Below are 20,417 nucleotides of genomic sequence, written 5' to 3'. Positions count from 1 at the left end.
GTCAGGCCCCTTTTCCGGTCAGCCCGGCGATGGCGGCCGGAGGCCCATCGCTTCGGGGAGTGAACGATTGAAGCACACCGTAGGCGATGATGCGCTCAGACGCGATATAGAGCGGGTTGCAGCTTGTCAGCGTGATGAGGCGGTCAGTTGCAGCAGCCGTCGGGGCCTGGGGAACCGCGCTCAACACGTCGACGCCGTCGGGGCTCACGTACTCTGTATCGCGGTAGATGTAGGTGTACCAGCCGTCTTGCGTCTCGACGTAGATCGGGTCGCCGATCTGCAACTCGTTGATCTTGATGAAGGGGCTGCCCCAACCGTCGCGGTGTGCGGCAATGGCGAAGTTGCCCATGTCGCCCGGCATCTGGCTCTGGTCATAGTGGCCGGCACCTCCGCCGTTCAGAACGGTTTTGGCGTCGACGCCCTGTGCGACGGTGCGCTTGTAGTCCGCCCCGAAGCGCGGCACGTACAGAACGGCGAACTGCTTCGTGTCTGCGGGAGCCACCATCACGACGGGGGCAGCACCAGAACCGGCAGCAGGCGGGGTCGGGGTCGAGCCGGCTGCACCCGTCGGCGCTACGGCGGTCGGAGCCGGAGTGGCTGCACTCCACTGCTGTGAGAGGCCAGAGGCCTCATTGGTCTGGGTGCTGTTCAACGCGATGCCTTGAATCCACAGCTGCCAGCCGAGAAAGAGGAAGACGAGAACGCCGGCGGTGATGAGCACCTCACCAGCCACTCCGATGACGCTTCGAACGATCGAGCGGCGCTCGGCCGGATGATGCCTCGGGCGGCGGTGCTGGGGCTCATGGCGCGGCGACTCGTCTTCGCGCGGCGGGCGCGACTCGTCTCCCGGCTGCTCCGGCTCGGGATCGTCGTTAAAAAGTGAGCTTATCTCTGACACGGCATCCATACTATGAGGTGAAAATGACCAGAAGCTGAGTTACCAAAAGGGTATCAAGTCTCGTTTTCGGCGGTCGACCAGCATTCCCAGCTAGAATCATCGGCATGGCCCGCGAGAAAACACGTTCCCTGCAAGTCGCGAAAGCGTCGAGTGATGAGTCGACCCCGAATCCCGTCTGGTTCAAGCCGGTCATGTTCGGTTTCATGCTCGTCGGTCTTGTGTGGATCATCGTGTTCTACGTCAGCCAGGGCATCCTGCCCATCCCCGATCTCGGCAGCTGGAACATCCTCATCGGCTTCGGTATCGCCTTCGTGGGTTTTCTCATGACCACCCGCTGGCGCTGATCCAGCCCTTCACAACGGCGAGACTTACACGGGTGTAATTATCCCCAATGTGTATAAGCCTGTGTATAACTCACGGCTCTGCCTGTTAGTAAAAGCTGCGTGCAACCGTAACGATCACCAGCAACACCAGCACAGCCGCTGATGCAAATATCTGAACAGCCTGTTGTTGTGGGCGCCTGGTCTTCATGTAGATGAACCCCACGAGGCCACCGACCACCAGCCCGCCGACGTGCACCTGCCAGGCGATTCCCGGTACCAGAAAGCCGATCGCCAGGTTCAGCACCAGCAGCACAACGAGCTGCTGCATGTTGCCACCCAGCGTGCGCGAGATGATGAAGAACGCACCCATCAGACCGAATATCGCGCCCGAGGCTCCGATCACCGGCTGCCCGGCAGTGGCGAGAACATCCATCGCCACCGCGCCGCCCACCGCTGCCAGTAGGTAGAGCGCCAGAAAGCGCAGCCGCCCGATCATCGGTTCGAGAATGCGGCCGAAGATGTACAACGAATACATGTTCAGCAGAATGTGCAGCAGTGAAAATGGCGAGCTGATCGTGAATGGATTGTGCACGAATGCATACGTCAGCATGCGCCACGGCTCAACACCGATACCGAACAGCGGCTGGCTGTAGGCGCCGGCATACTGCAGGGCGTTTGTCACCCCGAGCCCGGGTATGAGTTGCAGCACGTAGACGAATACCGTCAAACCTATGAGTGAGTAGGTCGCGACGGGAGCATTCGACGAACGTGAAGTGGCCCGTGCTGCCCGAATCAGCGCGGGGCGCTTGTTGTATTCCTGGCTGCGGCGCCCCTCACGGGCGCAGTCGACGCAGTGAACGCCTACGGCCGCCTGCACCGAACACTCGGGGCAGACGGTCTTGCCACAGCGCTGGCAGAGAATGTAGCTCTGCCGGTTCGGGTGACGGTAGCAGAAGTTCGCATCCGTCTCCGGAATGGTTGACAACTAAACCTCAGCGACCTCGACTGATTCGACGACAACAGCGTCGAGCGGGCGGTCGTACGCGTCGGTTGCCACCGCAGCGAGCTTGTCGACGATGCGCTTCGACGAGTCATCTGCGACCTCACCGAAGATGGTGTGCTTGCCCTGCAGCCAGGTAGCCGGGCCGACGGTGATGAAGAACTGAGAACCGTTGGTGCCCTGCCCACCCTGGATGCCCGCATTCGCCATCGCCAGAATGTAGGGCTCGACGAAGCCGAGCTCAGGGTTGATCTCGTCGTTGAAGCGGTAGCCGGGGCCGCCGGTGCCATTGCCGAGCGGGTCGCCACCCTGAATCATGAAGCCCGGGATGATGCGGTGAAAGATGCTGCCGTCATAAAGTTTGGCGGTGGTGGCCGTGCCCGTCTTCGGGTCGGTCCATTCGCGCTCGCCCGCGGCAAGGCCGACAAAGTTCTTGACGGTCTGGGGGGCATGGTTGCCGAAGAGGTTGACAGAGATGTCGCCGAGGTTGGTGTGGAACGTCGCGACGTGGGTGTGCTTGGCCATGGATCAATTCTCACACAGTGCCCCGCTCATACAGTCAAGGGTCAGCGTAAAGAAGGAGGATAGTCAGGCTGCGATGTTTGGTGCCAAGCTAGACCGTGGCAAGATTGTGATCTACCGCGTTCGTAGCCGATGGAGGTTTCTGATGAGTCTCACCCGTAAGCGCCAAAAGGCACTCAAGCGTCTGCGCAGCAGCGCCGAGGATCTCTGGTTCGACCAGCAGAGCATTCTCGACCGTGCCAACCACGTCGCGCGTGAGGCGAAGCTTCAGCTCGGCGAGCTGACCAAAGAAGAAGTTGTGCCGCGCGTGAAGACCGCGACCGACTCCATTGCACCGACCATTGCCCGCAACATCGCTGCAGCCAAGGTTGCCGGCGACCAGGTGCGTTCCAAGTGGGCCTCCGACGTTCTGCCGGCGCTCGGCAGCACACTCACATCGGCCGCCGACGTCTTTCACGTCAGCGACAACACTTCGGTGAAGAAGGCCATCGCCAAAGTCGCCCCCAAGCCCGCCAAGAAATCGTCGCACCTCGGCGCCTATGCTGCGATCATCACCGGCACGGTGGCACTGGTCGGCATCGGTTACGCCGTCTGGCAGACCTTCCGCGCCGATGACGAGCTCTGGATCAGCGAAGACGAGATCGACGCCACCCCCGCCTCGTAGCTCAAACACAAGAGAAGCCCGGCCCTCATCGAGGTGCCGGGCTTCTTTTGTGCAATTCAGTCTCGCCGGTCCCTGCCCGGCGAGACAAATAATTCAGTGGAGCCTAGGAGAATCGAACTCCTGACCTCCTGCTTGCAAAGCAGGCGCTCTACCAATTGAGCTAAGGCCCCCAATGCGCCAAACGCATGTCTCAGAGCACACCGTGTTCTGAGACGCACTATTTAGCTAACACAGTGGGGGTACCGGGATTTGAACCTGGGACCTCTTCATTATCAGTGAAGCGCTCTAACCAACTGAGCTATACCCCCGCTTGGGCAGTTGCGTTTCGTTTTCGTAAAACGCAACTTTGTAATACTACCCAAAACCTACTTATTCGTGAAACCGAGCATCACTCCACCTGTGATCTTGACGGTCAGATTGTAGAGAACAGCCGAGATCGCGCCAAGAGCCGTGATTACGATGATGTCGAGAATGGCCACAATCACCGCGAACCCCATCACCTGGCCGAGCGAGGCGAACTGGTCGACGCTCACATTGCCCGTTCCGGCAATCTCTACCAGCAGCTTGTTCACCGAGTCGAACACACCGGTCTGCTGCAGCAGCGACCAGATCAGAAACGCGGCGACGACGGTGACGATACCGAGCACGATCGACCACAGAAACGAGATCTTGAGAATCGACCAGAAGTCGACGTACACCAGGCGCAGGCGCACCTGCTTGGTCTGTGTGGGCCGTGATGACTTCTTTGCAAGCTTTTCAGCTACGTTACTCATCGGTCGGTGCTTCCTCTCCGGCATCTTCAGACGTCTGCGGTTCTGCGTCAGGGTCTGAAACTACGGTGCGTTCGGTGTTTTTGGCCAGCGCGATTATGCGATCTTCATCGGCGAATCGCGCGAAGACAACACCCATGGTGTCTCGGCCTTTGGCCGGGACTTCGGCCACGGCAGAGCGTACCACCTTGCCGCTGGCAAGAACCACCAAGACCTCGTCTTCTTCGTCGACGATGAGCGCACCCGCAAGTTCGCCCCGTTCATCCTGAAGCTTGGCGACTTTGATGCCAAGGCCCCCCCGGCCCTGTAGCCGGTACTGCTCCACTGACGTGCGCTTGGCGTAACCGCCCTCGGTCACAACGAACACGAACCCGGCCTCTGAAACCACAGACGCGTCGAGCAGAACGTCTTCGTCTCTGAATTTCATACCGATGACACCGGCCGTCGAGCGGCCCATCGGCCGAAGCGCCTCGTTCGAGGCGGTGAACCGAATCGACATGCCCTTCTTCGACACCAGGAGCACATCGGAGTCTTCTTCGACGAGCAGTGCTGAGACCAGCTCGTCGCCCTCCCGCAGGTTGATGGCGATGATGCCACCCGAGCGGTTGGTGTCGTACTCGCTGAGCGCAGTCTTCTTCAGCAGGCCATCCCGAGTGGCGAGTACCAGGTACGTCGCAGCCTTGTAGTCGCGAATGTCGAGAACCTGGGCGATCTGCTCATCGGGCCCGAGGGCCAGCAGGTTGGCGACATGCTGGCCTTTCGCGTCGCGGCCGGCCTCCTGCAGCTCGTAGGCCTTCGCTCGATACACGCGCCCTGTGGTGGTGAAGAACAGCAGCCAATGGTGCGTTGTGGTCACGAAGAAGTGTTCGACCACGTCGTCTGCACGCAGCTGGGCACCCTTCACGCCTTTGCCACCGCGGTGCTGGCTGCGGTAGTTGTCGCTGCGCGTGCGCTTGATGTAGCCGCCGCGCGTGACGGTGACCACCATCTCCTCTTCGGGGATGAGGTCTTCCATGTTCATGTCGCCGTCGAAACCGAACATGATCTCGGTGCGGCGGTCGTCGCCGAACTTCGTGGCGATCTCGGTGAGCTCTTCGGTGATGATCTCGCGCTGGCGAGCCGGGCTGCCGAGGATCACGTGGAATGCGTCGATCTCGACTTGGAGCTCGGCTGCCTCATCGGCGATCTTCTGGCGTTCGAGGGCAGCCAGCCGACGCAGCTGCATGGTCAGAATGGCGTCAGACTGAACTTCGTCGATCTCGAGCAGCGCCATGAGGCCGGTGCGTGCGTCGTCGACAGTGTCAGAACTGCGGATGAGCGCGATGACCTCGTCGAGTGCATCCAGAGCCTTCAGGTACCCGCGCAGAATATGCATGCGCTCTTCGGCGCGGCGCAGGCGGAACTGGGTGCGACGCACGATGACGTCGATCTGGTGCGTGACCCACTCGGTGATGAACCCGTCGATCGGCAGCGTGCGGGGGATGCCGTCGACGATGGCGAGCATGTTCGCGCCGAAGTTCTCTTGCAGTGAAGTGTGCTTGTAGAGGTTGTTGAGCACGACCTTCGCCACCGCATCGCGCTTCAGTACGATGACGAGGCGCTGGCCGGTGCGGCCGGAGGTCTCGTCGCGAATGTCGGCGATGCCACCGATCTTGCCGTCTTTGACGAGCTCGGCGATCTTGATGGCCAGGTTGTCGGGGTTGACCTGGTACGGCAACTCGGTGACCACCAGGCAGTTGCGCCCCTGCAGCTCCTCGACGCTCACAACAGCGCGCATGGTGATCGAGCCACGGCCCGTGCGATACGCGTCGTGAATACCCTTCACGCCGAGAATCTGAGCGCCGGTGGGAAAGTCGGGGCCCTTGATGCGCTGCATGAGCGCGTCTTGTAGTTCTTCGCGCGTCGCATCGGGGTTCTCGAGGTACCAGATGGCACCGGCGGCAACCTCGCGCAGGTTGTGTGGTGGGATGTTCGTGGCCATGCCGACGGCAATACCCACCGACCCGTTGACGAGCAGGTTCGGAAAACGGCTCGGCAGCACAATGGGCTCGAGCGTACGACCGTCGTAGTTGTCTTGAAAGTCGACGGTCTCCTCTTGGATGTCGCGCACCATCTCGAGCGCCAACGGAGCCATCTTCGTCTCGGTGTACCGCGGGGCCGCAGCACCGTCGTTGCCCGCCGAACCGAAGTTGCCCTGCCCGAGTGCGAGCGGATACCGCAGGCTCCAGGGCTGGATCAGACGCACCAGCGCGTCGTAGATGGAGGCGTCACCGTGGGGGTGGAACTGCCCCATCACCTCGCCCACCACACGGGCAGACTTCGAGAACGCGCGGTCGGGCCGGTAGCCGCCGTCGTACATCGCGTAGATCACGCGGCGATGAACCGGCTTCAGACCGTCGCGCACGTCAGGCAGAGCGCGCCCGACAATGACGCTCATCGCGTAGTCGAGGTACGAGCGCTGCATCTCGAGTTGAAGGTCGACCTGCTCGATGCGGTCTGTTGTCATTCCGCGTGAGTCGGGCGCAATCGAGTCACCGGTGGGGGTTTCGTCAGTCATGGTTCTCTTTGATCTGTTGGAGAAGAATTAGATATCGAGGAAGCGAACGTCTTTGGCGTTCTTCTGAATGAAGTTGCGCCGCGATTCGACGTCTTCACCCATCAGTGTTGAGAAGACCTCGTCGGCCGCAGCGGCGTCGTCGAGGGTGATCTGGCGGAGGGTTCGCGTGTCGGGGTCCATCGTGGTGTCCCACAGCTCGCGGTAGTCCATCTCACCGAGGCCCTTGTACCGCTGGATGGCATTCTCTTTGGGGATGCGCTTGCCCGACGCGGCACCGTGCGCGAGCATCGCGTCGCGCTCAGCGTCGGTGTATACATACTCGTGCGGCGCGTTCGACCACTTGATGCGGTAGAGCGGCGGCATGGCGAGGTAGACGTAGCCCAGCTCGATGAGCGGTCGCATGTAGCGGAACACCAGCGTGAGCAGCAACGTCGTGATGTGCTGGCCGTCGACGTCGGCATCGGCCATCAGCACGATCTTGTGGTACCGGGCCTTCTCCGGGTTGAAGTCTTCACCGATTCCCGCGCCGAAGGCGGTGATCATGGCCTGAACCTCGTTGTTGCCGAGGGCTCGGTCAAGCCTCGCCTTCTCGACGTTCAGAATCTTGCCACGCAGCGGCAGGATGGCCTGGGTCTCCGGGTTTCTGCCCTGAATGGCCGAACCTCCGGCCGAGTCGCCCTCCACAATGAAGATCTCACTCTTGGCGGGGTCTCGGCTCGAGCAGTCTTTGAGCTTGCCGGGCATGCCGCCACCCTCGAGAAGCCCTTTACGACGGGTCTGCTCACGAGCCTTGCGTGCGGCCATACGTGCCTGCGAGGCCTGGATGGCTTTTCTAATGATCTCGCGCGCCTGCGATGGGTTGCGGTCGAACCAGTCGGCGAGCTCTTTGCCGGCCACCCGCTGAACGAATGCCTTCGCCTCGGTGTTGCCGAGCTTCGTCTTCGTCTGGCCCTCGAACTGCGGCTCGGCGAGCTTCACAGAGATGACCGCCGTGAGACCCTCACGTACGTCGTCGCCCGTGAGGTTCTCGTCTTTTTCCTTGAGGATGGTCTTCTCACGTGCATACCTGTTCACCAGCGACGTCAGTGCGGCGCGGAAACCCTCTTCGTGGGTACCGCCCTCGTGGGTGTTGATGGTGTTCGCATACGTGTGAACGCTCTCGGTGTACCCGTTCGTCCACTGCATAGCCACTTCGAGCGAGATCTTACGGTCGGTGTCTTCGCTCTCGAACGAGATGACCTCGTCGTGCACCAACTCGTTCTTCTTCGTACGGTTCAGGTATTCGACGTAGTCGACGAGGCCATTCTCATAGAGGTAGCTGACCACCACATCTTCTTCGCCTCGCTCGTCAGTGAGCGTGATGCGGAGGCCCTTGTTCAGAAACGCCATCTGCTGAAAACGGGCGCGCAACGTCTCGTAGTCGAACTCGACGGTCTCGAAGGTCTCGCGGCTCGGCCAGAACGTCACCGTCGTACCGGTCTCGGTCGAGGCCTCGCCCATTTCGAGCGGCTCCTGCGGCACGCCGTGCTTGTAACTCTGGCGCCACACGTGACCCTGGCGGCGAACCTCGACGTCGAGTTCTGCCGACAGGGCATTCACGACGGAGATACCCACGCCGTGCAGGCCACCCGAGACCGAGTAGCCGCCGCCGCCGAACTTGCCGCCGGCGTGCAGGATGGTCAGCACCACTTCGACCGTCGACTTGTTCTCGTGCTTGTTCAGGTCGACCGGAATGCCGCGACCGTTGTCGACGACCCGAATGGCACCGTCTTCACGCATCGTGATGCCGATGGTGTCGCAGTAGCCGGCCAAGGCCTCGTCTACCGAGTTGTCGACCACCTCGTAGACAAGGTGATGCAGCCCCCGTGGGCCGGTCGAACCGATGTACATTCCGGGCCGTTTGCGAACCGCCTCGAGACCCTCGAGGATCTGGATTGCATCGGCACCGTATTCTGATTCGGAGTCGGCCTGGTCGAGTGGGGATGTCATATATAAATAGGCTCCAAAAAAAGAAGGATTGCGACTATTTATTCTACCAAACTAACTTCGCTTTCCGAGCTTTGAAGGCGATCTGGGGCGTTTATTTCGGGTGGGTGACCAGTTTTGCCTCCCTAGCCGTATGTATCGCGTGGGCCCCGCCCTGGAATTGATCTGGAGCCTCTTTTCCACGAAGGGGCGTCGGGGGCGAGAAAGCGTACCGACTCGATGCCCGCTTCGGGGAACTCCTGAACGATGCGCGTCATGATCATCGTTCGCATGTGACGCAGTTGAGTCGCCCACGCCGTGGAGTCACATTGAACGGTCAGAACAGAGTCGGTGATGCCTGTCGGATGACTGTGCTCAGCCGTGTCGACCCCGGCAATCTCTTTCCACGCGAGCATCAGGTCTGACTTGGCCAGAGCACCGTTCCAGCCGAGGTCGCCGGTGAGGGCATCCAGAACCGAACTGATGCCCCTGGGGTCGCGCCCCAGACCATACGGCACCGATTCGCCCGTGGGAATGCGGCTCTGCCGAAGTTTTAGGCGGCTCATCGACTTCGAATCGCCGAAGGCCTGTTTGAACCGCAAGTAGACCGACTGTGATTCGGTCGAGGGGGCAGGTTTCTCTGACTCAGGCATCGGCGGCCGGGTCGACGATGGTTCCGGCGGAGATGTGCACGGTGTGGGCGGCAAGCGCGGGTGGCACATCGTCGAAGACAGCGGCGGTGATGAGAACCTGCTCGTAGTCGGCCACCGCGGCCGCGAGCCGTGTTCGCCTCGCTTGGTCGAGTTCTGCAAAGACGTCATCGAGAATCACCACCGGATCGCCGCTCGTTGAATCGACCCGTAGCAGGTCTGCGGAAGCTATTTTCAGAGCAAGCGCGAACGACCACGACTCACCGTGGCTCGCATAGCCTTTGGCGGGCAGGCCATTCAGCTGAAAAACCACATCGTCGCGGTGCGGCCCACAGAGCGTGATGCCCCGATCGAGTTCCTGTCGCCGCAATCGCACGAGAGCTGCACGAAAATCGCTCTCGATATCGGCACGAATAACGGGGGAATCGGTGGCGACCAACGCTTCGTCAGCGTCGGCGGTGTCGTCATCAGTCGAATTCGACGAGAGGATGCTCAACCGACTCATCAGCCGGGGTGAGTGATCTGCTCCGGCAACCGCCAGGTACGCAGCCTCGACGTGTGGCCGCAGCCGAGCGACAAGGGCGTCGCGCTCGGCGATGATCTCTGAACCGAGAGCAACGAGCCGATCATCCCAGATCTCGAGCGTCGACAGCTGGTTGGCCTTCACCCCGGAATTGCGTGCAGATTTCAACAGCGTGTTGCGCTGCCGAAGCACACGGTCGTAGTCGCTGGCGACGCCGGCAAGCCGTGGAGTTCGGGCCACCAGAAGCTGATCGAGAAATTTTCGCCGCACCGACGGGTCGCCCCGCACAAGGGCGAGGTCTTCTGGCGCGAACAGAACACTGGAGAAGAACCGCGGAATCTCGCGGATCTTGACCATCGAGCGGTTCACCTGCGCCCGGTTGGCCTCAGACTTGTTGATCTGCACTTCGACGAGAACCTCGCGGCCCTGGTGTTCGAGTCGGGCCCGGATGATCGCCGCCTGCGTCGTGCTCCGGATGAGGGCCTGATCGCTCGACACCCTGTGCGAGCCGAGTGTGCTGAGGTACCCCAGCGCCTCGACCAGGTTCGTCTTACCCTGCCCGTTGCTGCCGACGAAGAGGTTAGCACCGGGCTGGAGCGCCACCTCAGCCGCCGAGTAGTTTCGGAAGTCGGTGAGGCTGAGGTGGCGAACTAGCACTTCAGGGCAGTGGCGGTCGTGAGTGAACGACTAGTCGTTCTTCTTCACGGCGTGACCACCGAACTGGTTGCGAAGTGCCGCGACGGCCTTCATCGCGGGTGAATCGTCTTGACGTGATACGAAACGAGCGAAGATCGATGCACTGATCGTGGGCACGGGTACCGCGTTCGCGATGGCTTCCTCGATGGTCCATCGCCCCTCGCCGGAGTCTTCGACGTAGCCTTCGATGTCGACGAATTCAGGGTCTTCTTCAAGCGCGAGCACGAGAAGTTCGAGCAACCAGGAGCGCACGACGGTGCCGCGCTGCCAGGCCTTGAATGTTCCTGTGACATCTTTGATGATGTCTTTCTTGGTGTCGAGCAGCTCGTAACCCTCGGCATAGGCCTGCATGAGGGCATACTCGATGCCGTTGTGAACCATCTTGGCGTAGTGGCCTGCACCGACTTCGCCGACGTGCACGAAGCCCTCTTCGCGCGGGCCCTCGGGGCGAAGCGCGTCGAAAATGGGCATCGCCCGTTCGATGTCTTCTTTCTTGCCACCCACCATGAGGCCGTAGCCGTTCTTCAGGCCCCACACGCCGCCGGAGACGCCGGCGTCGACAAAGCTGATGCCCTTGGGGGCAAGCTCTTCGGCATGCTTGAAGTCTTCCGTGAAGCGGGAGTTACCGCCATCGATGATGAGGTCGCCCTCTTCGAGAACCGCGGAGAGGTCGTTGACCACAGAATCGGTGATCTTGCCCGCGGGAACCATCGCCCACACGATGCGGGGAGCGGTGAGCGCGGCCGCAAGAGCCGCCAGGTCGGGAACATCGCTGACCGCGGGGTTACTGTCGTAGCCAACCACGTCGATGCCTGCATTGCGCAGGCGCTCGCGCATGTTGTTCCCCATTTTTCCGAGGCCGATAAGTCCGATGTTCATCTTCGTGTCTCCTAGCGCAGCAGCAGGTTGGGTTGAAGCAAGTACTTGTAGTCATCGGAGCCAGCTTGGTCTTTCGATGACTGGCTGGTGATGAGAACGGGTCCCGGCTTGTTGGGGTTGTCGGTCTTGGTGAACGAGATGCGCACGTATTCGGAGTGCACGGCGCCCAGACCGTCAAGAAGGAACTGCGGCTTGAGAGAGACAACGGTGTCTGTACCGGTGAGAAGTGAGTCGATCGATTCGGAGGCCTGCGCCTGTTCTGAACCGATGGCCTCGAGGGTGACCCCGTCGATGGTGAAGGTGAAGCGCAGCGCGGCCTCGCGCTCGAGCACGAGTGACACACGCCGAGTGGCTTCGATGAGATCAGCGGTGTTGATGACCGCGTAGTTATCGACCGTCTCGGGAAAGAGTCGCTTGACGGGCGGAAAGTTGCCCTTGATGAGAAGTGACGTGACGGTTTTGCGATCGGCCTTGAACGCGATGAGTTCGCGCTCGTCTGTGTTGGTGATGGCGACAGAGATCGTGCCGCTGTTACCGAAGGTCTTGCCGATCTCCTGCAGCGTCTTCGCCGGCACGAGCGCCGTTGCGGTGTCGATGCTCGAGGTGCCTGAATCCCATTCGATCGTGCGAACGGCAACGCGGTAACGATCTGTCGCCACAAGCGACAGGCTGTTGTTCGATATTTCGAGCTGAACACCGGTGATCACCGGTGTGACATCGTCGCGTGAAGCTGCAACAGCGACCTGGGCAATGGCAGTCGAGAAGTCTTCTGCCTTGAGGAGCCCGGACTGTTCGTTCACGACCGGAAGGCTCGGATATTCCTCGACAGGCATGTTCAGAAGTGTGAACTTCGCCGAACCCGCCGTGACGATGATGTGGTTGTCTTCCGTGTAAAAACGCACCGGTGCGTTCGGCAGCCGGTTCGCGATGTCTGAGAGCAGTCGACCCGACACGAGAACCCGGCCCGGTTCTTCGACGTCAGCGGTGATTTGCGTCTGAGATGAGACTTCGTAGTCGAACGACGAAAGCGTGAGACCGTCACCGCTTGCCTCGATCAGAACACCGCTCAGAATCGGCAGCGTGGTGCGCTGGGGAAGAAGCTTCACAGCGAACGACACAGCCTCGCTGAAAACGTCTCTGTTGGCTTGAAACTTCACGCGCTTCACCTCAGGTTTACGTAATGGTCGGTCAATGCTATCCGGTGCTGAGTCGTCTCGCTCTACGTTCGTGTCGTGCAGCTGTGACGGCGGTAAAAGTTATTGGCCAGTTAATTAATTGATTAATGATTAATCTTCTTAACCGACGTGGATATGTGGAGAACTCGTGAACTTCACTGTAATTCTGCGGGAACTACAACCGTGTGAGTTGTTGAAACGCAGTACAAACTTCTTGTAATTCACCCTGTGTGAGCGAGTGAGGGCTGACGCACTACTCACACTCGTCCACAGCTCATCAACACTTCGAGAGGGTTTATACACAGGGTTGTGCACAACATGTGGAAACTGGTTGTTCACACGCTTTTGTAGCGCTGGTTGTGTTTGATTCGGGTGCTGATCTCGGTCACTTGGTTGTAAATGGAACGCTTTTCGGTCATTAACTTGCCGATTTTATTGTTCGCATACATCACGGTCGTGTGGTCGCGTCCACCGAACAGTTGGCCGATCTTGGGCAGTGAGAGGCTGGTGAGCTCCCGACACAGGTACATGGCAATCTGGCGGGCCGTCGCGATGGCCTGTGAACGTGACGAGCCATACAGGTCGTCTACCGACAATTTGAAGTACTCGGCCGTGTGGCCGATGATGTCGACCGGTGCGATGACGTTGTCGTCGTCGAGTGTGATGAGATCTTTCAGCACAGTCTGCACCAGGGCGAGGTCGACAGGGTTTCGGGTGAGGCTCGCGTACGCGGTGACTCTGATCAGGGTTCCTTCGAGTTCCCGAACATTCGACGACACCTTCGTTGCCATGTATTCGAGAATCTCGTCGGGAACCTGCAGCTTCTCGCTCTGCGCTTTCTTTCGCAGGATGGCGATGCGGGTCTCGAGGTCAGGAGTTTGAACATCCGTTATCAGGCCCCACTCGAACCTGGTTCGCATGCGGTCTTCGAATCCTGTCAGATGCTTGGGCGGCAGGTCGCTGGTGATGACCACCTGCTTGTTGTGGTCGTGCAGTGTGTTGAAGGTGTGGAAGAACGCCTCCTGGGTCTCAGCCTTGCCCTGCAGAAACTGGATGTCGTCGATGAGCAGCAAGTCGATGTCGCGGTAGCGCGAATGAAAGGCGGCGCCGCGGTTGTTGGCGATCGAGTTGATGAAGTCGTTCGTGAACTCTTCTGAACTGACGTATCGAACCCGCACCCCTGGGTAAAGGCTCATGGCGTAGTGACCGATGGCATGCAACAGATGTGTTTTGCCGAGCCCGGAGTCGCCGTAGATGAACAGCGGATTATAAGCCTTGGCCGGGGCCTCGGCCACTGCGACGGCAGCGGCGTGTGCGAATCGGTTCGAGCCGCCGATGACAAAGTTGTCGAAGCTGTATTTCGGATTCAGCCTGGTGTCGTTGTTGCGCAGCGGGCCCACGGTTTCTTGAACCGGGCTCGTTTCGATGTACACCGGAGCTGCCTCGACGGCGATCTCGGCCGGTTGGATGTAGTCGGAGCCATTGATGTCGGGATTCACCACGACGGCGAAGTTCGTGACGCCGAACGAATCGTCGAGCTTTCCGAGAGCCGAGAGCAGTGGCACCCGGATACGCTGCTCAAGCATTCCCCGGGTCAGATCGTTGGGAACCTCGAGATAGAAAGACCCGGCCATGATGCCTTTGGGAACGACCAGGCCGAGGAATCCGTGTAGTTGTGGGGTGATGCGTTCGTCAGACGATAGGGCATGCAACACTGTGCGCCAATTCGCCTCCGGAGATGCGGAATCGTCTGCCATGGAACTCCTGTCGAAAAGGATCGGTCCGCCCCGGGCGAATGCGAGGGAAAGATCAAAGTGTGCGTAACCGATTCCCCTGACAACACCGGCACAAACCTAAGCATCTAAGCTAATGACTGGCATGAGTTAGATCAAGTTCATTGTCTCCTCTAACCGCGTGTCATATCGCAGGGCGTCGAGGCGACTGTGGATAATTGGGCGTTTGTGCCGCTTCGGTTTGACCATTGGCGTTCGAAGCCGTAGTTTTAATCAGTTGACTTGTGTGCGTTGGCACACCTTACAAAGCTTCCCGGCAATATCGGCTGGGCCACGGAGAAACAGATCATGAGCAAAAGAACTTTTCAGCCCAACAATCGTCGTCGCGCCAAGGTGCACGGTTTTCGACTTCGCATGCGCACCCGTGCCGGCCGATCGATTCTTTCGGCTCGTCGTCGTAAGGGTCGCACCGAGCTCTCCGCTTAGTACACAGTCCTGATTTCGGGCTCCGGTGCTGGCTAAAACCTCTCGCATCACCACAGCAGATGAGTATCGTTCTGCTGTGCGCCGAGGTGCCAGGTTCGTCGCGCCCAATTCCGTCACGTACGTTCGTCGCGATTCCGGGTCGCCCACGCGCTTCGGATTCATCGTTGCGAAGTCGGTCGGGGTCGCTGTCGTACGTAATCGTGTGAGGCGACGGTTGAAGGCGGCCTGCTATTCGCTACTGCCGACGGTGATTCCGGGCTCGGATGTCGTCATCAGGGCGCTTCCCGGGGCGGCAACCCGTTCATTTGCTCAACTACGTGCCGAGCTGATCAAATCGCTGGGTAAGGCGTCTGTTTTATCGACGGCGTCGTTGTCTGCGGCGTCGGACTCGCCTGCTCAGTTTGCGGCTGCCGATTCAGTGCCCACCGACTCAGCGAATGGTTCGGCGGCATGAAGGCAGTGGCCCTGTGGGTGTTTCTTGTACCCCGCAATCTTGCAGTGCTCTTCCTCCGTTTCTACCGAGCGGTGATATCTCCGCTCTATGGTGACGTTTGCAGGTATTACCCCAGCTGTTCGTCTTACACTTTGCAGGCAATCCAACAACGCGGTCTGGTGATGGGGTCGGTGCTGGGCATCTATCGCATCATCAGATGCCACCCGTGGGCCGCTGGAGGAATCGACGACGTTCCTCCCGCTCGCAAACCGCACTTCCGTGTCACCAGATTCGGTTTCGTCGTAGCCAGTAGCCAAGGAAAGGGCTAGCCCGAAGCATGGACATTCCAGGATTCATCAGCACCATACTCTGGCCCATCAAATGGGTCGTCGAGCTGCTGCTCGTGTCATTCCACTCCCTGTTCGGAACACTGGGTATGGATCCGGCCGAAGGTCTCACCTGGGTTCTCTCCATCGTTGGCATGGTTCTTGTCATTCGTGCCGCGTTGATCCCCGTGTTTGTGCGGCAGATCAAGAGTCAGCGCAAGATGCTCGAGGTTGCTCCGCAGCTCAAGAAGATTCAAGACAAGTACAAAGGCAAGAAAGACCAGTTCTCCCGCGAGGCGATGTCTCGCGAGACCATGGAGCTCTACAAGCGCACCGGAACGAACCCGCTGAGCTCGTGTCTACCGCTTCTGCTTCAGATGCCTATCTTCTTCTCGCTGTTCTCGGTGCTGAATGATGCCCAGAAGGGCAACGCTGGCGTTGGGCTGCTGAATACACAACTCGCTCGACAGTTCGGTGACGCACAGCTGTTCGGTATCGCTCCCCTGCACATGAGCTTCCAGCAGGCAACGGGAACCGGCAATGTCGCGGTGATGGTGATCGCTGTGATCATGGTGATTCTGATGACAGGCTCGCAGTTCATCACCCAATTGCAGATCATGTCGCGCAATCAGTCGCCCGAAGCTAAGAACAGCCCGATGTTCAAGCAGCAGCGCATTCTGTTGTACATCCTTCCCCTCGTCTTCGCGTTCTCCGGCTTCTCGTTCCCGCTGGGCGTGATGTTCTATTGGCTCACATCCAACCTCTGGACCATGGGGCAGCAGTTCCTGGTCATTCGCAATATGCCCACCCCCGGTAGTGAGGCCGCGAAGGCGCGAGAGATCCGGCTGGCCAAAAAGGGTAAGTTGAACATCGCCACGGCATCTGACGGGTCTATCGACCATGTCGTTCTCGAGGCGCCGAAGACGACACAACGGCAGCAGCCGGTAGGAAAAAACAGAGCAAAGAAGCAAGGTGAGAAGAAGTGAGTGACGTGACTGACATCACTACCGAAGTCGAAGACATTCGGGCGGCAGATGGCTCGCCGGCTGTGCCATCAGCGAATTCGAACATCCGTTCGAATTCGTTTGACGGGCAAGATTCGAATACCAGTTCTATTGATGCATCGATTCCTGGCACTGATGCCGAGTCTCATGTAGCACCCAGTTCTGCCGCCAACCTCGAAGAAGAGGGCGACATTGCGGCCGATTACATCGAAGAGCTTCTCGACATCTGCGACCTCGATGGGGATATCGACATCGATGCGCGCGGTGGCCGGGCATACGTGTCGGTGAACTCCTCAGAAGACAGCAATCTTCGGCTCCTGTCGCAGCCTGACACGGTGCAGGCGCTCCAAGAACTCACCAGACTGGCTGTGCAGACGAAGACGGGCGGGTTCTCTCGGCTGATTCTGGATGTCGGCGGCAGTCGCCAGATTCGTGAGGCCGAGCTTGCACGCTTGGTCAGTTCTGCCATTGATCGTATCGAGGTGGGTGGGGAGGCCTCGGTCTCTCTCGAAGCGATGTCGTCATACGAACGCAAGGTGGTTCACGACATCGTGGCCGAACGAGGGTTCGTGTCGGCGTCGGAGGGTGAGGGCCGCGACCGGCACACGGTGATTTCGGCTGCGTAGTTTCACGTGAAACATTGGTGTGGCATCTGATCGGTGGCACACCATTTTTTTGCCCGAGACTCGGGTGGTGAGGCCGGGTCGAGCTGAGGTGTTCGCTGCGTAGGCTGAGGTATTGGTCGGGCGCTCGGCGCGAGTATAGATAGTGCGTGGGCTGAGTACTAATAGTGCGTGGTGTGGTTTTAGATCGTGCGTGGTGTGGTTTAGATAGTGCGCGGACGGTGCGATCTGAAGAGAAAGCGGTGGGTTTCGAATGAACGAAGAGAACTTGGGCGACGACAGCCAGACCGTGGCTGCTTCACCGGCCGTCACACCCGATGAGTCAGGACGGGTTCGTTATGACATTGACACCGTCGAGTCAGAGCCGGCAGCGGCCGCGACGATATTCGGCCCACATATAGCCAAAGCGCGCGCGTTCACGACCAACCTCGTCAGATTCGGTGACGAATACGGCCTTATCGGTCCGATGGAGCTACCGCGTCTATGGACGAGACACGTGTTGAATTGCGCTGTGGTCGCTCCCCTGCTGAAGCATGGTCGAGTGGGAGATATCGGCAGTGGCGCCGGCCTGCCTGGCCTGGTGCTCGCCATTGCTCGTCCAGATGTGGAGTTCGTTCTGATCGAACCAATGGAGCGGCGCGTGAAGTGGCTGAATGAACAGACATCCGAACTCGAGCTCGCGAACGTGACCGTAATCAGGGGTCGTGCCCAAGACGTTGGCTTCACGGGAGGACTCGACCAGATTACGGCTCGAGCTGTGAGTGCCTTCGGAAAACTGATTCCGATGTGTGCTCCGCTGGTGAAGCACGGCGGCGAGCTGGTTCTCATGAAGGGGAGCGGCGCCGAGGCCGAAATCGAGGCCGCTGCGAAACCGATTCGCAAGTTCAGGCTCACCAATGTCGAGGTGCTGGATCTCGGTGTGGGAGTGCTGGCCGAAAGCACTCGTGTCATCCGCGCAACCGTAGGTTAGGTCTGAATTTCGCGATAGCCGATCGATGCGGGCGTCCAGAGGCACTGACCTCATTGTTTCACGTGAAACTTCTCACCGACATGCCGCTCGGCTTCGATATTTGTAGCGCGGCAGGTACCTTAGAGATGGGCCGTTGTAGCGCATGAAACTAGGCTGTCTGACGCAACGGCTCTGACGTCGTTGGCCGAAATTGGGAGTGTTTCACGTGAAACATACACAACAAGAGCTGTCTGAAGCTATCCGCCACAGTCGCATATTCAGCATATTCAGCACGCACAAATGGCATAAATCGCACAAATTGCAAGAGATCCCCCGAACACATCGCAGAGAGAACGAATGACGAGCGAATCAGTCGGATACGACGCCTCAACGCCACTGGCGCGCGAGATAGCCGATCTCTCCCAGCGGCGCAGGGCAATTGCACTGGCAGAGTTCCCCTTACCAGCGAATACGCGTGTTTTTACTGTCGCAAATCAGAAGGGTGGGGTCGGTAAGACCACGACAACAGTGAATCTTGCGGCAGCCCTGGCCAAAACTGGGGCGAAAGTGCTGGTCGTTGATCTCGATCCGCAAGGCAATGCATCCACAGCTGTCGGGGTCGATCACCGAGCGGACACACCCAGTGTCTATGACATCTTGATTCGCGACGCCGCGCTTGAAGATGTTGTTCAGAAGAGCCCCGAATTCGATGGACTCTACTGTGCACCCGCGACGATTCATCTTGCTGGCGCAGAAATCGAGCTGGTACCGCTCGTAGCCCGCGAGTTGAGGCTCCGTGAGAGCCTGAATGGCTATTTGGAACGCCAAGCTGAGGTCGGTGCGCCGTACAACTACGTCTTCATCGACTGCCCCCCCTCGCTTGGGCTGCTCACGATAAACGCATTCGTCGCCGCCAGGGAAGTATTGATCCCGATCCAGTGCGAATACTATGCACTGGAAGGACTGAGCCAGCTGTTGTCGAATATCGCGCTGATCGAGCGGCATCTCAACCCCAAGTTGGGTGTCTCCACCATTCTTCTGACGATGTACGACGGCCGCACTCGCCTGGCATCTCAGGTTGCAGACGATGTGCGCACACATTTTCCGAAAGAGACGCTTCGCGCTGTGATTCCGCGCTCGGTACGGATCTCTGAGGCGCCCAGCTATGGGCAGACCGTCATCAGTTATGACCCGCAGTCTCCCGGTTCGCTTTCGTACCTCGAGGCCGCATCAGAAATTGCACGCAGAGGAGAATTCATTCATGGCTAACCCGAAACGCACCGGCCTTGGCCGCGGTATTGGCGCGCTGATCCCGACAATTGAGGAGTCACGCTCAGGTAGCCCGGTCGACGTGTTCTTCGCCGACCGAGGCGAGGGGGAGAGTGAACTGGTCTCCGTTCCCGGCGCAAAGCTGGCGAGCCTTGACCCGCAGAAGATCGTTCCGAACGCAAAGCAGCCACGTATAGAGTTCGATGCGGATGACCTCGCCGAACTGGTGCAGTCTATTCGCGAGGTGGGGGTACTGCAGCCCATCGTGGTGCGGGAACTGCCGCTCGAGACGGGCGCAGTCCAGCAGTACGAGTTGGTAATGGGTGAACGCCGGTTACGCGCGAGCAAAGAGCTCGGTCTGGCAACGATTCCTGCCGTCATCAAAGATACCGCCGACGAGAATATGCTGCGCGATGCTCTTCTGGAGAACCTGCATCGTTCGCAGCTGAACCCGTTGGAAGAGGCTTCTGCGTACCAACAGCTGCTGGAGGACTTCAGTATCACGCAGGAGCAGCTCGCGACCCGCATCGGGCGTTCCCGCCCGCAGATCACCAACACAATCAGGCTACTGAAGCTTCCGACGGCTGTGCAGAAGCGCGTTGCCGCCGGAGTACTGAGCGCCGGTCATGCACGTGCAATTCTCTCGGTCGTCGATCCTGAAGAAATGGCCCTTCTCGCTGACAAGATTGTGAATGAAGACCTGTCTGTGCGAGCAGCTGAGGCCGTGGCTTCGCGGGCGCCTCGGGCCAAGCGGGTACGACCCACGGCGGGGCGCAGAAATGATCATCTCGACGAAATCGCTGAGCGTCTCGGCGACCGGTTGAACACTCGCGTAAAAGTGAGCCTCGGCAGCAGCCGCGGCCAGATCGTCATCGACTTCGCCACGATTCAAGACCTGAATCGCATTCTCACCGAGATGGGTGACCCGGGTTTTGGTCAGCAGGCGCAGCAACGCCCTCGGTTCGAGTAGAC

General features: G+C 59.5%; 21 protein-coding genes and 2 tRNA genes. 10 read left to right on the top strand and 13 right to left on the bottom strand.

Annotation, left to right across the window (positions count from 1 at the left end):
* Position 1: 1 nt before the first annotated feature.
* Positions 2–898, bottom strand: a complete 897-nt coding sequence (locus QN358_RS09000) for a class E sortase (RefSeq protein WP_323512142.1) — start codon at positions 896–898, stop codon at positions 2–4.
* Positions 899–1,002: 104 nt separating this feature from the next.
* On the opposite strand from QN358_RS09000, the gene QN358_RS08995 reads away from it, so the two are divergent.
* Positions 1,003–1,242 (top strand): cell division protein CrgA, encoded by a 240-nt coding sequence (locus QN358_RS08995; RefSeq protein WP_136640187.1) that lies wholly within the window; start codon positions 1,003–1,005, stop codon positions 1,240–1,242.
* A gap of 85 nt (positions 1,243–1,327) precedes the next feature.
* Here the strand turns inward: QN358_RS08995 and QN358_RS08990 are convergent, their stop codons facing one another.
* Both QN358_RS08990 and QN358_RS08985 read right to left on the bottom strand, forming a co-directional pair.
* On the bottom strand, positions 1,328–2,206 hold the full coding sequence (locus tag QN358_RS08990) for a rhomboid family intramembrane serine protease (protein WP_323512141.1): 879 nt from the start codon (positions 2,204–2,206) through the stop codon (positions 1,328–1,330).
* Entirely contained in the window at positions 2,207–2,746 is a 540-nt protein-coding gene (locus tag QN358_RS08985) for a peptidylprolyl isomerase (RefSeq protein ID WP_323512140.1), read from the bottom strand.
* 142 nt (positions 2,747–2,888) lie between these two features.
* Between QN358_RS08985 and QN358_RS08980 the strand changes: the two genes are divergently transcribed.
* A complete protein-coding gene (locus tag QN358_RS08980) occupies positions 2,889–3,407 on the top strand; it encodes a hypothetical protein (protein ID WP_136640190.1) in 519 nt (172 codons plus the stop codon).
* Between the two features lie 97 nt (positions 3,408–3,504).
* Here the strand turns inward: QN358_RS08980 and QN358_RS08975 are convergent.
* The 10 genes from QN358_RS08975 to dnaA all read right to left on the bottom strand — a co-directional run bounded on the left by QN358_RS08975 (position 3,505) and on the right by dnaA (position 14,379).
* Positions 3,505–3,577, bottom strand: a tRNA-Ala gene (locus QN358_RS08975).
* 64 nt (positions 3,578–3,641) lie between these two features.
* Positions 3,642–3,715 (bottom strand) — tRNA-Ile (locus tag QN358_RS08970).
* A 57-nt stretch (positions 3,716–3,772) separates the two neighbouring features.
* Entirely contained in the window at positions 3,773–4,180 is a 408-nt protein-coding gene (locus QN358_RS08965) for a DUF3566 domain-containing protein (protein ID WP_136640191.1), read from the bottom strand.
* Positions 4,173–6,734, bottom strand: a complete 2,562-nt coding sequence (gene gyrA / locus QN358_RS08960) for a DNA gyrase subunit A (RefSeq protein ID WP_323512139.1) — start codon at positions 6,732–6,734, stop codon at positions 4,173–4,175. The genes QN358_RS08965 and gyrA overlap by 8 nt, the downstream gene beginning before the upstream one ends.
* Positions 6,735–6,761: 27 nt before the next feature.
* Positions 6,762–8,723, bottom strand: a complete 1,962-nt coding sequence (gene gyrB / locus QN358_RS08955; RefSeq protein WP_136640193.1) for a DNA topoisomerase (ATP-hydrolyzing) subunit B — start codon at positions 8,721–8,723, stop codon at positions 6,762–6,764.
* A gap of 122 nt (positions 8,724–8,845) precedes the next feature.
* Complete coding sequence (locus QN358_RS08950; RefSeq protein ID WP_136640194.1) at positions 8,846–9,352, bottom strand: DUF721 domain-containing protein; 507 nt, start codon at positions 9,350–9,352, stop codon at positions 8,846–8,848.
* Entirely contained in the window at positions 9,345–10,529 is a 1,185-nt protein-coding gene (gene recF, locus QN358_RS08945; RefSeq protein ID WP_136640195.1) for a DNA replication/repair protein RecF, read from the bottom strand. Before recF ends, QN358_RS08950 begins: the two co-directional genes overlap by 8 nt.
* 30 nt (positions 10,530–10,559) lie before the next feature.
* Positions 10,560–11,447, bottom strand: a complete 888-nt coding sequence (gene gnd / locus QN358_RS08940) for a phosphogluconate dehydrogenase (NAD(+)-dependent, decarboxylating) (protein ID WP_136640196.1) — start codon at positions 11,445–11,447, stop codon at positions 10,560–10,562.
* Positions 11,448–11,458: 11 nt separating this feature from the next.
* Positions 11,459–12,604, bottom strand: a complete 1,146-nt coding sequence (gene dnaN / locus QN358_RS08935) for a DNA polymerase III subunit beta (protein ID WP_323512138.1) — start codon at positions 12,602–12,604, stop codon at positions 11,459–11,461.
* Positions 12,605–12,957: 353 nt separating this feature from the next.
* The gene (dnaA, locus tag QN358_RS08930) at positions 12,958–14,379 is read right to left on the bottom strand and encodes a chromosomal replication initiator protein DnaA (protein WP_136640198.1); all 1,422 of its coding nucleotides are present in this window, start codon (positions 14,377–14,379) and stop codon (positions 12,958–12,960) included.
* A gap of 324 nt (positions 14,380–14,703) precedes the next feature.
* On the opposite strand from dnaA, the gene rpmH reads away from it, so the two are divergent.
* The 8 genes from rpmH (at position 14,704) to QN358_RS08890 (ending at position 20,415) form a co-directional block, all read left to right on the top strand.
* On the top strand, positions 14,704–14,841 hold the full coding sequence (rpmH, locus tag QN358_RS08925) for a 50S ribosomal protein L34 (RefSeq protein WP_055810406.1): 138 nt from the start codon (positions 14,704–14,706) through the stop codon (positions 14,839–14,841).
* Between the two features lie 25 nt (positions 14,842–14,866).
* Complete coding sequence (rnpA, locus tag QN358_RS08920) at positions 14,867–15,295, top strand: ribonuclease P protein component (protein ID WP_136640199.1); 429 nt, start codon at positions 14,867–14,869, stop codon at positions 15,293–15,295.
* Positions 15,292–15,603, top strand: a complete 312-nt coding sequence (gene yidD, locus QN358_RS08915) for a membrane protein insertion efficiency factor YidD (RefSeq protein ID WP_136640200.1) — start codon at positions 15,292–15,294, stop codon at positions 15,601–15,603. Before rnpA ends, yidD begins: the two co-directional genes overlap by 4 nt.
* An 8-nt stretch (positions 15,604–15,611) precedes the next feature.
* Complete coding sequence (yidC, locus tag QN358_RS08910; RefSeq protein ID WP_136640201.1) at positions 15,612–16,586, top strand: membrane protein insertase YidC; 975 nt, start codon at positions 15,612–15,614, stop codon at positions 16,584–16,586.
* Between the two features lie 140 nt (positions 16,587–16,726).
* Complete coding sequence (locus tag QN358_RS08905) at positions 16,727–17,230, top strand: protein jag (RefSeq protein WP_237280196.1); 504 nt, start codon at positions 16,727–16,729, stop codon at positions 17,228–17,230.
* Positions 17,231–17,570: 340 nt separating this feature from the next.
* Positions 17,571–18,197 carry a 16S rRNA (guanine(527)-N(7))-methyltransferase RsmG gene (rsmG, locus tag QN358_RS08900; RefSeq protein ID WP_136640342.1) on the top strand — a complete coding sequence of 209 codons (627 nt, stop codon included), beginning with the start codon at positions 17,571–17,573 and terminating at the stop codon, positions 18,195–18,197.
* Positions 18,198–18,533: 336 nt separating this feature from the next.
* Entirely contained in the window at positions 18,534–19,445 is a 912-nt protein-coding gene (locus QN358_RS08895) for a ParA family protein (RefSeq protein WP_136640202.1), read from the top strand.
* Complete coding sequence (locus QN358_RS08890; RefSeq protein ID WP_323512137.1) at positions 19,438–20,415, top strand: ParB/RepB/Spo0J family partition protein; 978 nt, start codon at positions 19,438–19,440, stop codon at positions 20,413–20,415. The genes QN358_RS08895 and QN358_RS08890 overlap by 8 nt, the downstream gene beginning before the upstream one ends.
* The last annotated feature ends 2 nt before the right edge of the window (positions 20,416–20,417 follow it).

The sequence above is a fragment of the Subtercola sp. RTI3 genome (assembly GCF_035018625.1).
In the GTDB taxonomy this organism is placed as follows: domain Bacteria; phylum Actinomycetota; class Actinomycetes; order Actinomycetales; family Microbacteriaceae; genus Subtercola; species Subtercola vilae.
This window is presented reverse-complemented; position numbering and strand designations above follow the sequence as displayed.

Bases quoted from the DNA above. Each gene is read 5' to 3' on its own strand.
- rpmH (WP_055810406.1), top strand. From the start codon at position 14,704: ATGAGCAAAAGAACTTTTCAGCCCAACAATCGTCGTCGCGCCAAGGTG.
- gyrB (WP_136640193.1), bottom strand. From the start codon at position 8,723: ATGACATCCCCACTCGACCAGGCCGACTCCGAATCAGAATACGGTGCC.
- QN358_RS08995 (WP_136640187.1), top strand. From the start codon at position 1,003: ATGGCCCGCGAGAAAACACGTTCCCTGCAAGTCGCGAAAGCGTCGAGT.
- QN358_RS08950 (WP_136640194.1), bottom strand. From the start codon at position 9,352: ATGCCTGAGTCAGAGAAACCTGCCCCCTCGACCGAATCACAGTCGGTC.
- yidD (WP_136640200.1), top strand. From the start codon at position 15,292: ATGAAGGCAGTGGCCCTGTGGGTGTTTCTTGTACCCCGCAATCTTGCA.
- QN358_RS08895 (WP_136640202.1), top strand. From the start codon at position 18,534: ATGACGAGCGAATCAGTCGGATACGACGCCTCAACGCCACTGGCGCGC.
- QN358_RS08965 (WP_136640191.1), bottom strand. From the start codon at position 4,180: ATGAGTAACGTAGCTGAAAAGCTTGCAAAGAAGTCATCACGGCCCACA.
- QN358_RS08890 (WP_323512137.1), top strand. From the start codon at position 19,438: ATGGCTAACCCGAAACGCACCGGCCTTGGCCGCGGTATTGGCGCGCTG.
- gyrA (WP_323512139.1), bottom strand. From the start codon at position 6,734: ATGACTGACGAAACCCCCACCGGTGACTCGATTGCGCCCGACTCACGC.
- QN358_RS08980 (WP_136640190.1), top strand. From the start codon at position 2,889: ATGAGTCTCACCCGTAAGCGCCAAAAGGCACTCAAGCGTCTGCGCAGC.
- dnaA (WP_136640198.1), bottom strand. From the start codon at position 14,379: ATGGCAGACGATTCCGCATCTCCGGAGGCGAATTGGCGCACAGTGTTG.
- gnd (WP_136640196.1), bottom strand. From the start codon at position 11,447: ATGAACATCGGACTTATCGGCCTCGGAAAAATGGGGAACAACATGCGC.
- yidC (WP_136640201.1), top strand. From the start codon at position 15,612: ATGGACATTCCAGGATTCATCAGCACCATACTCTGGCCCATCAAATGG.
- QN358_RS08985 (WP_323512140.1), bottom strand. From the start codon at position 2,746: ATGGCCAAGCACACCCACGTCGCGACGTTCCACACCAACCTCGGCGAC.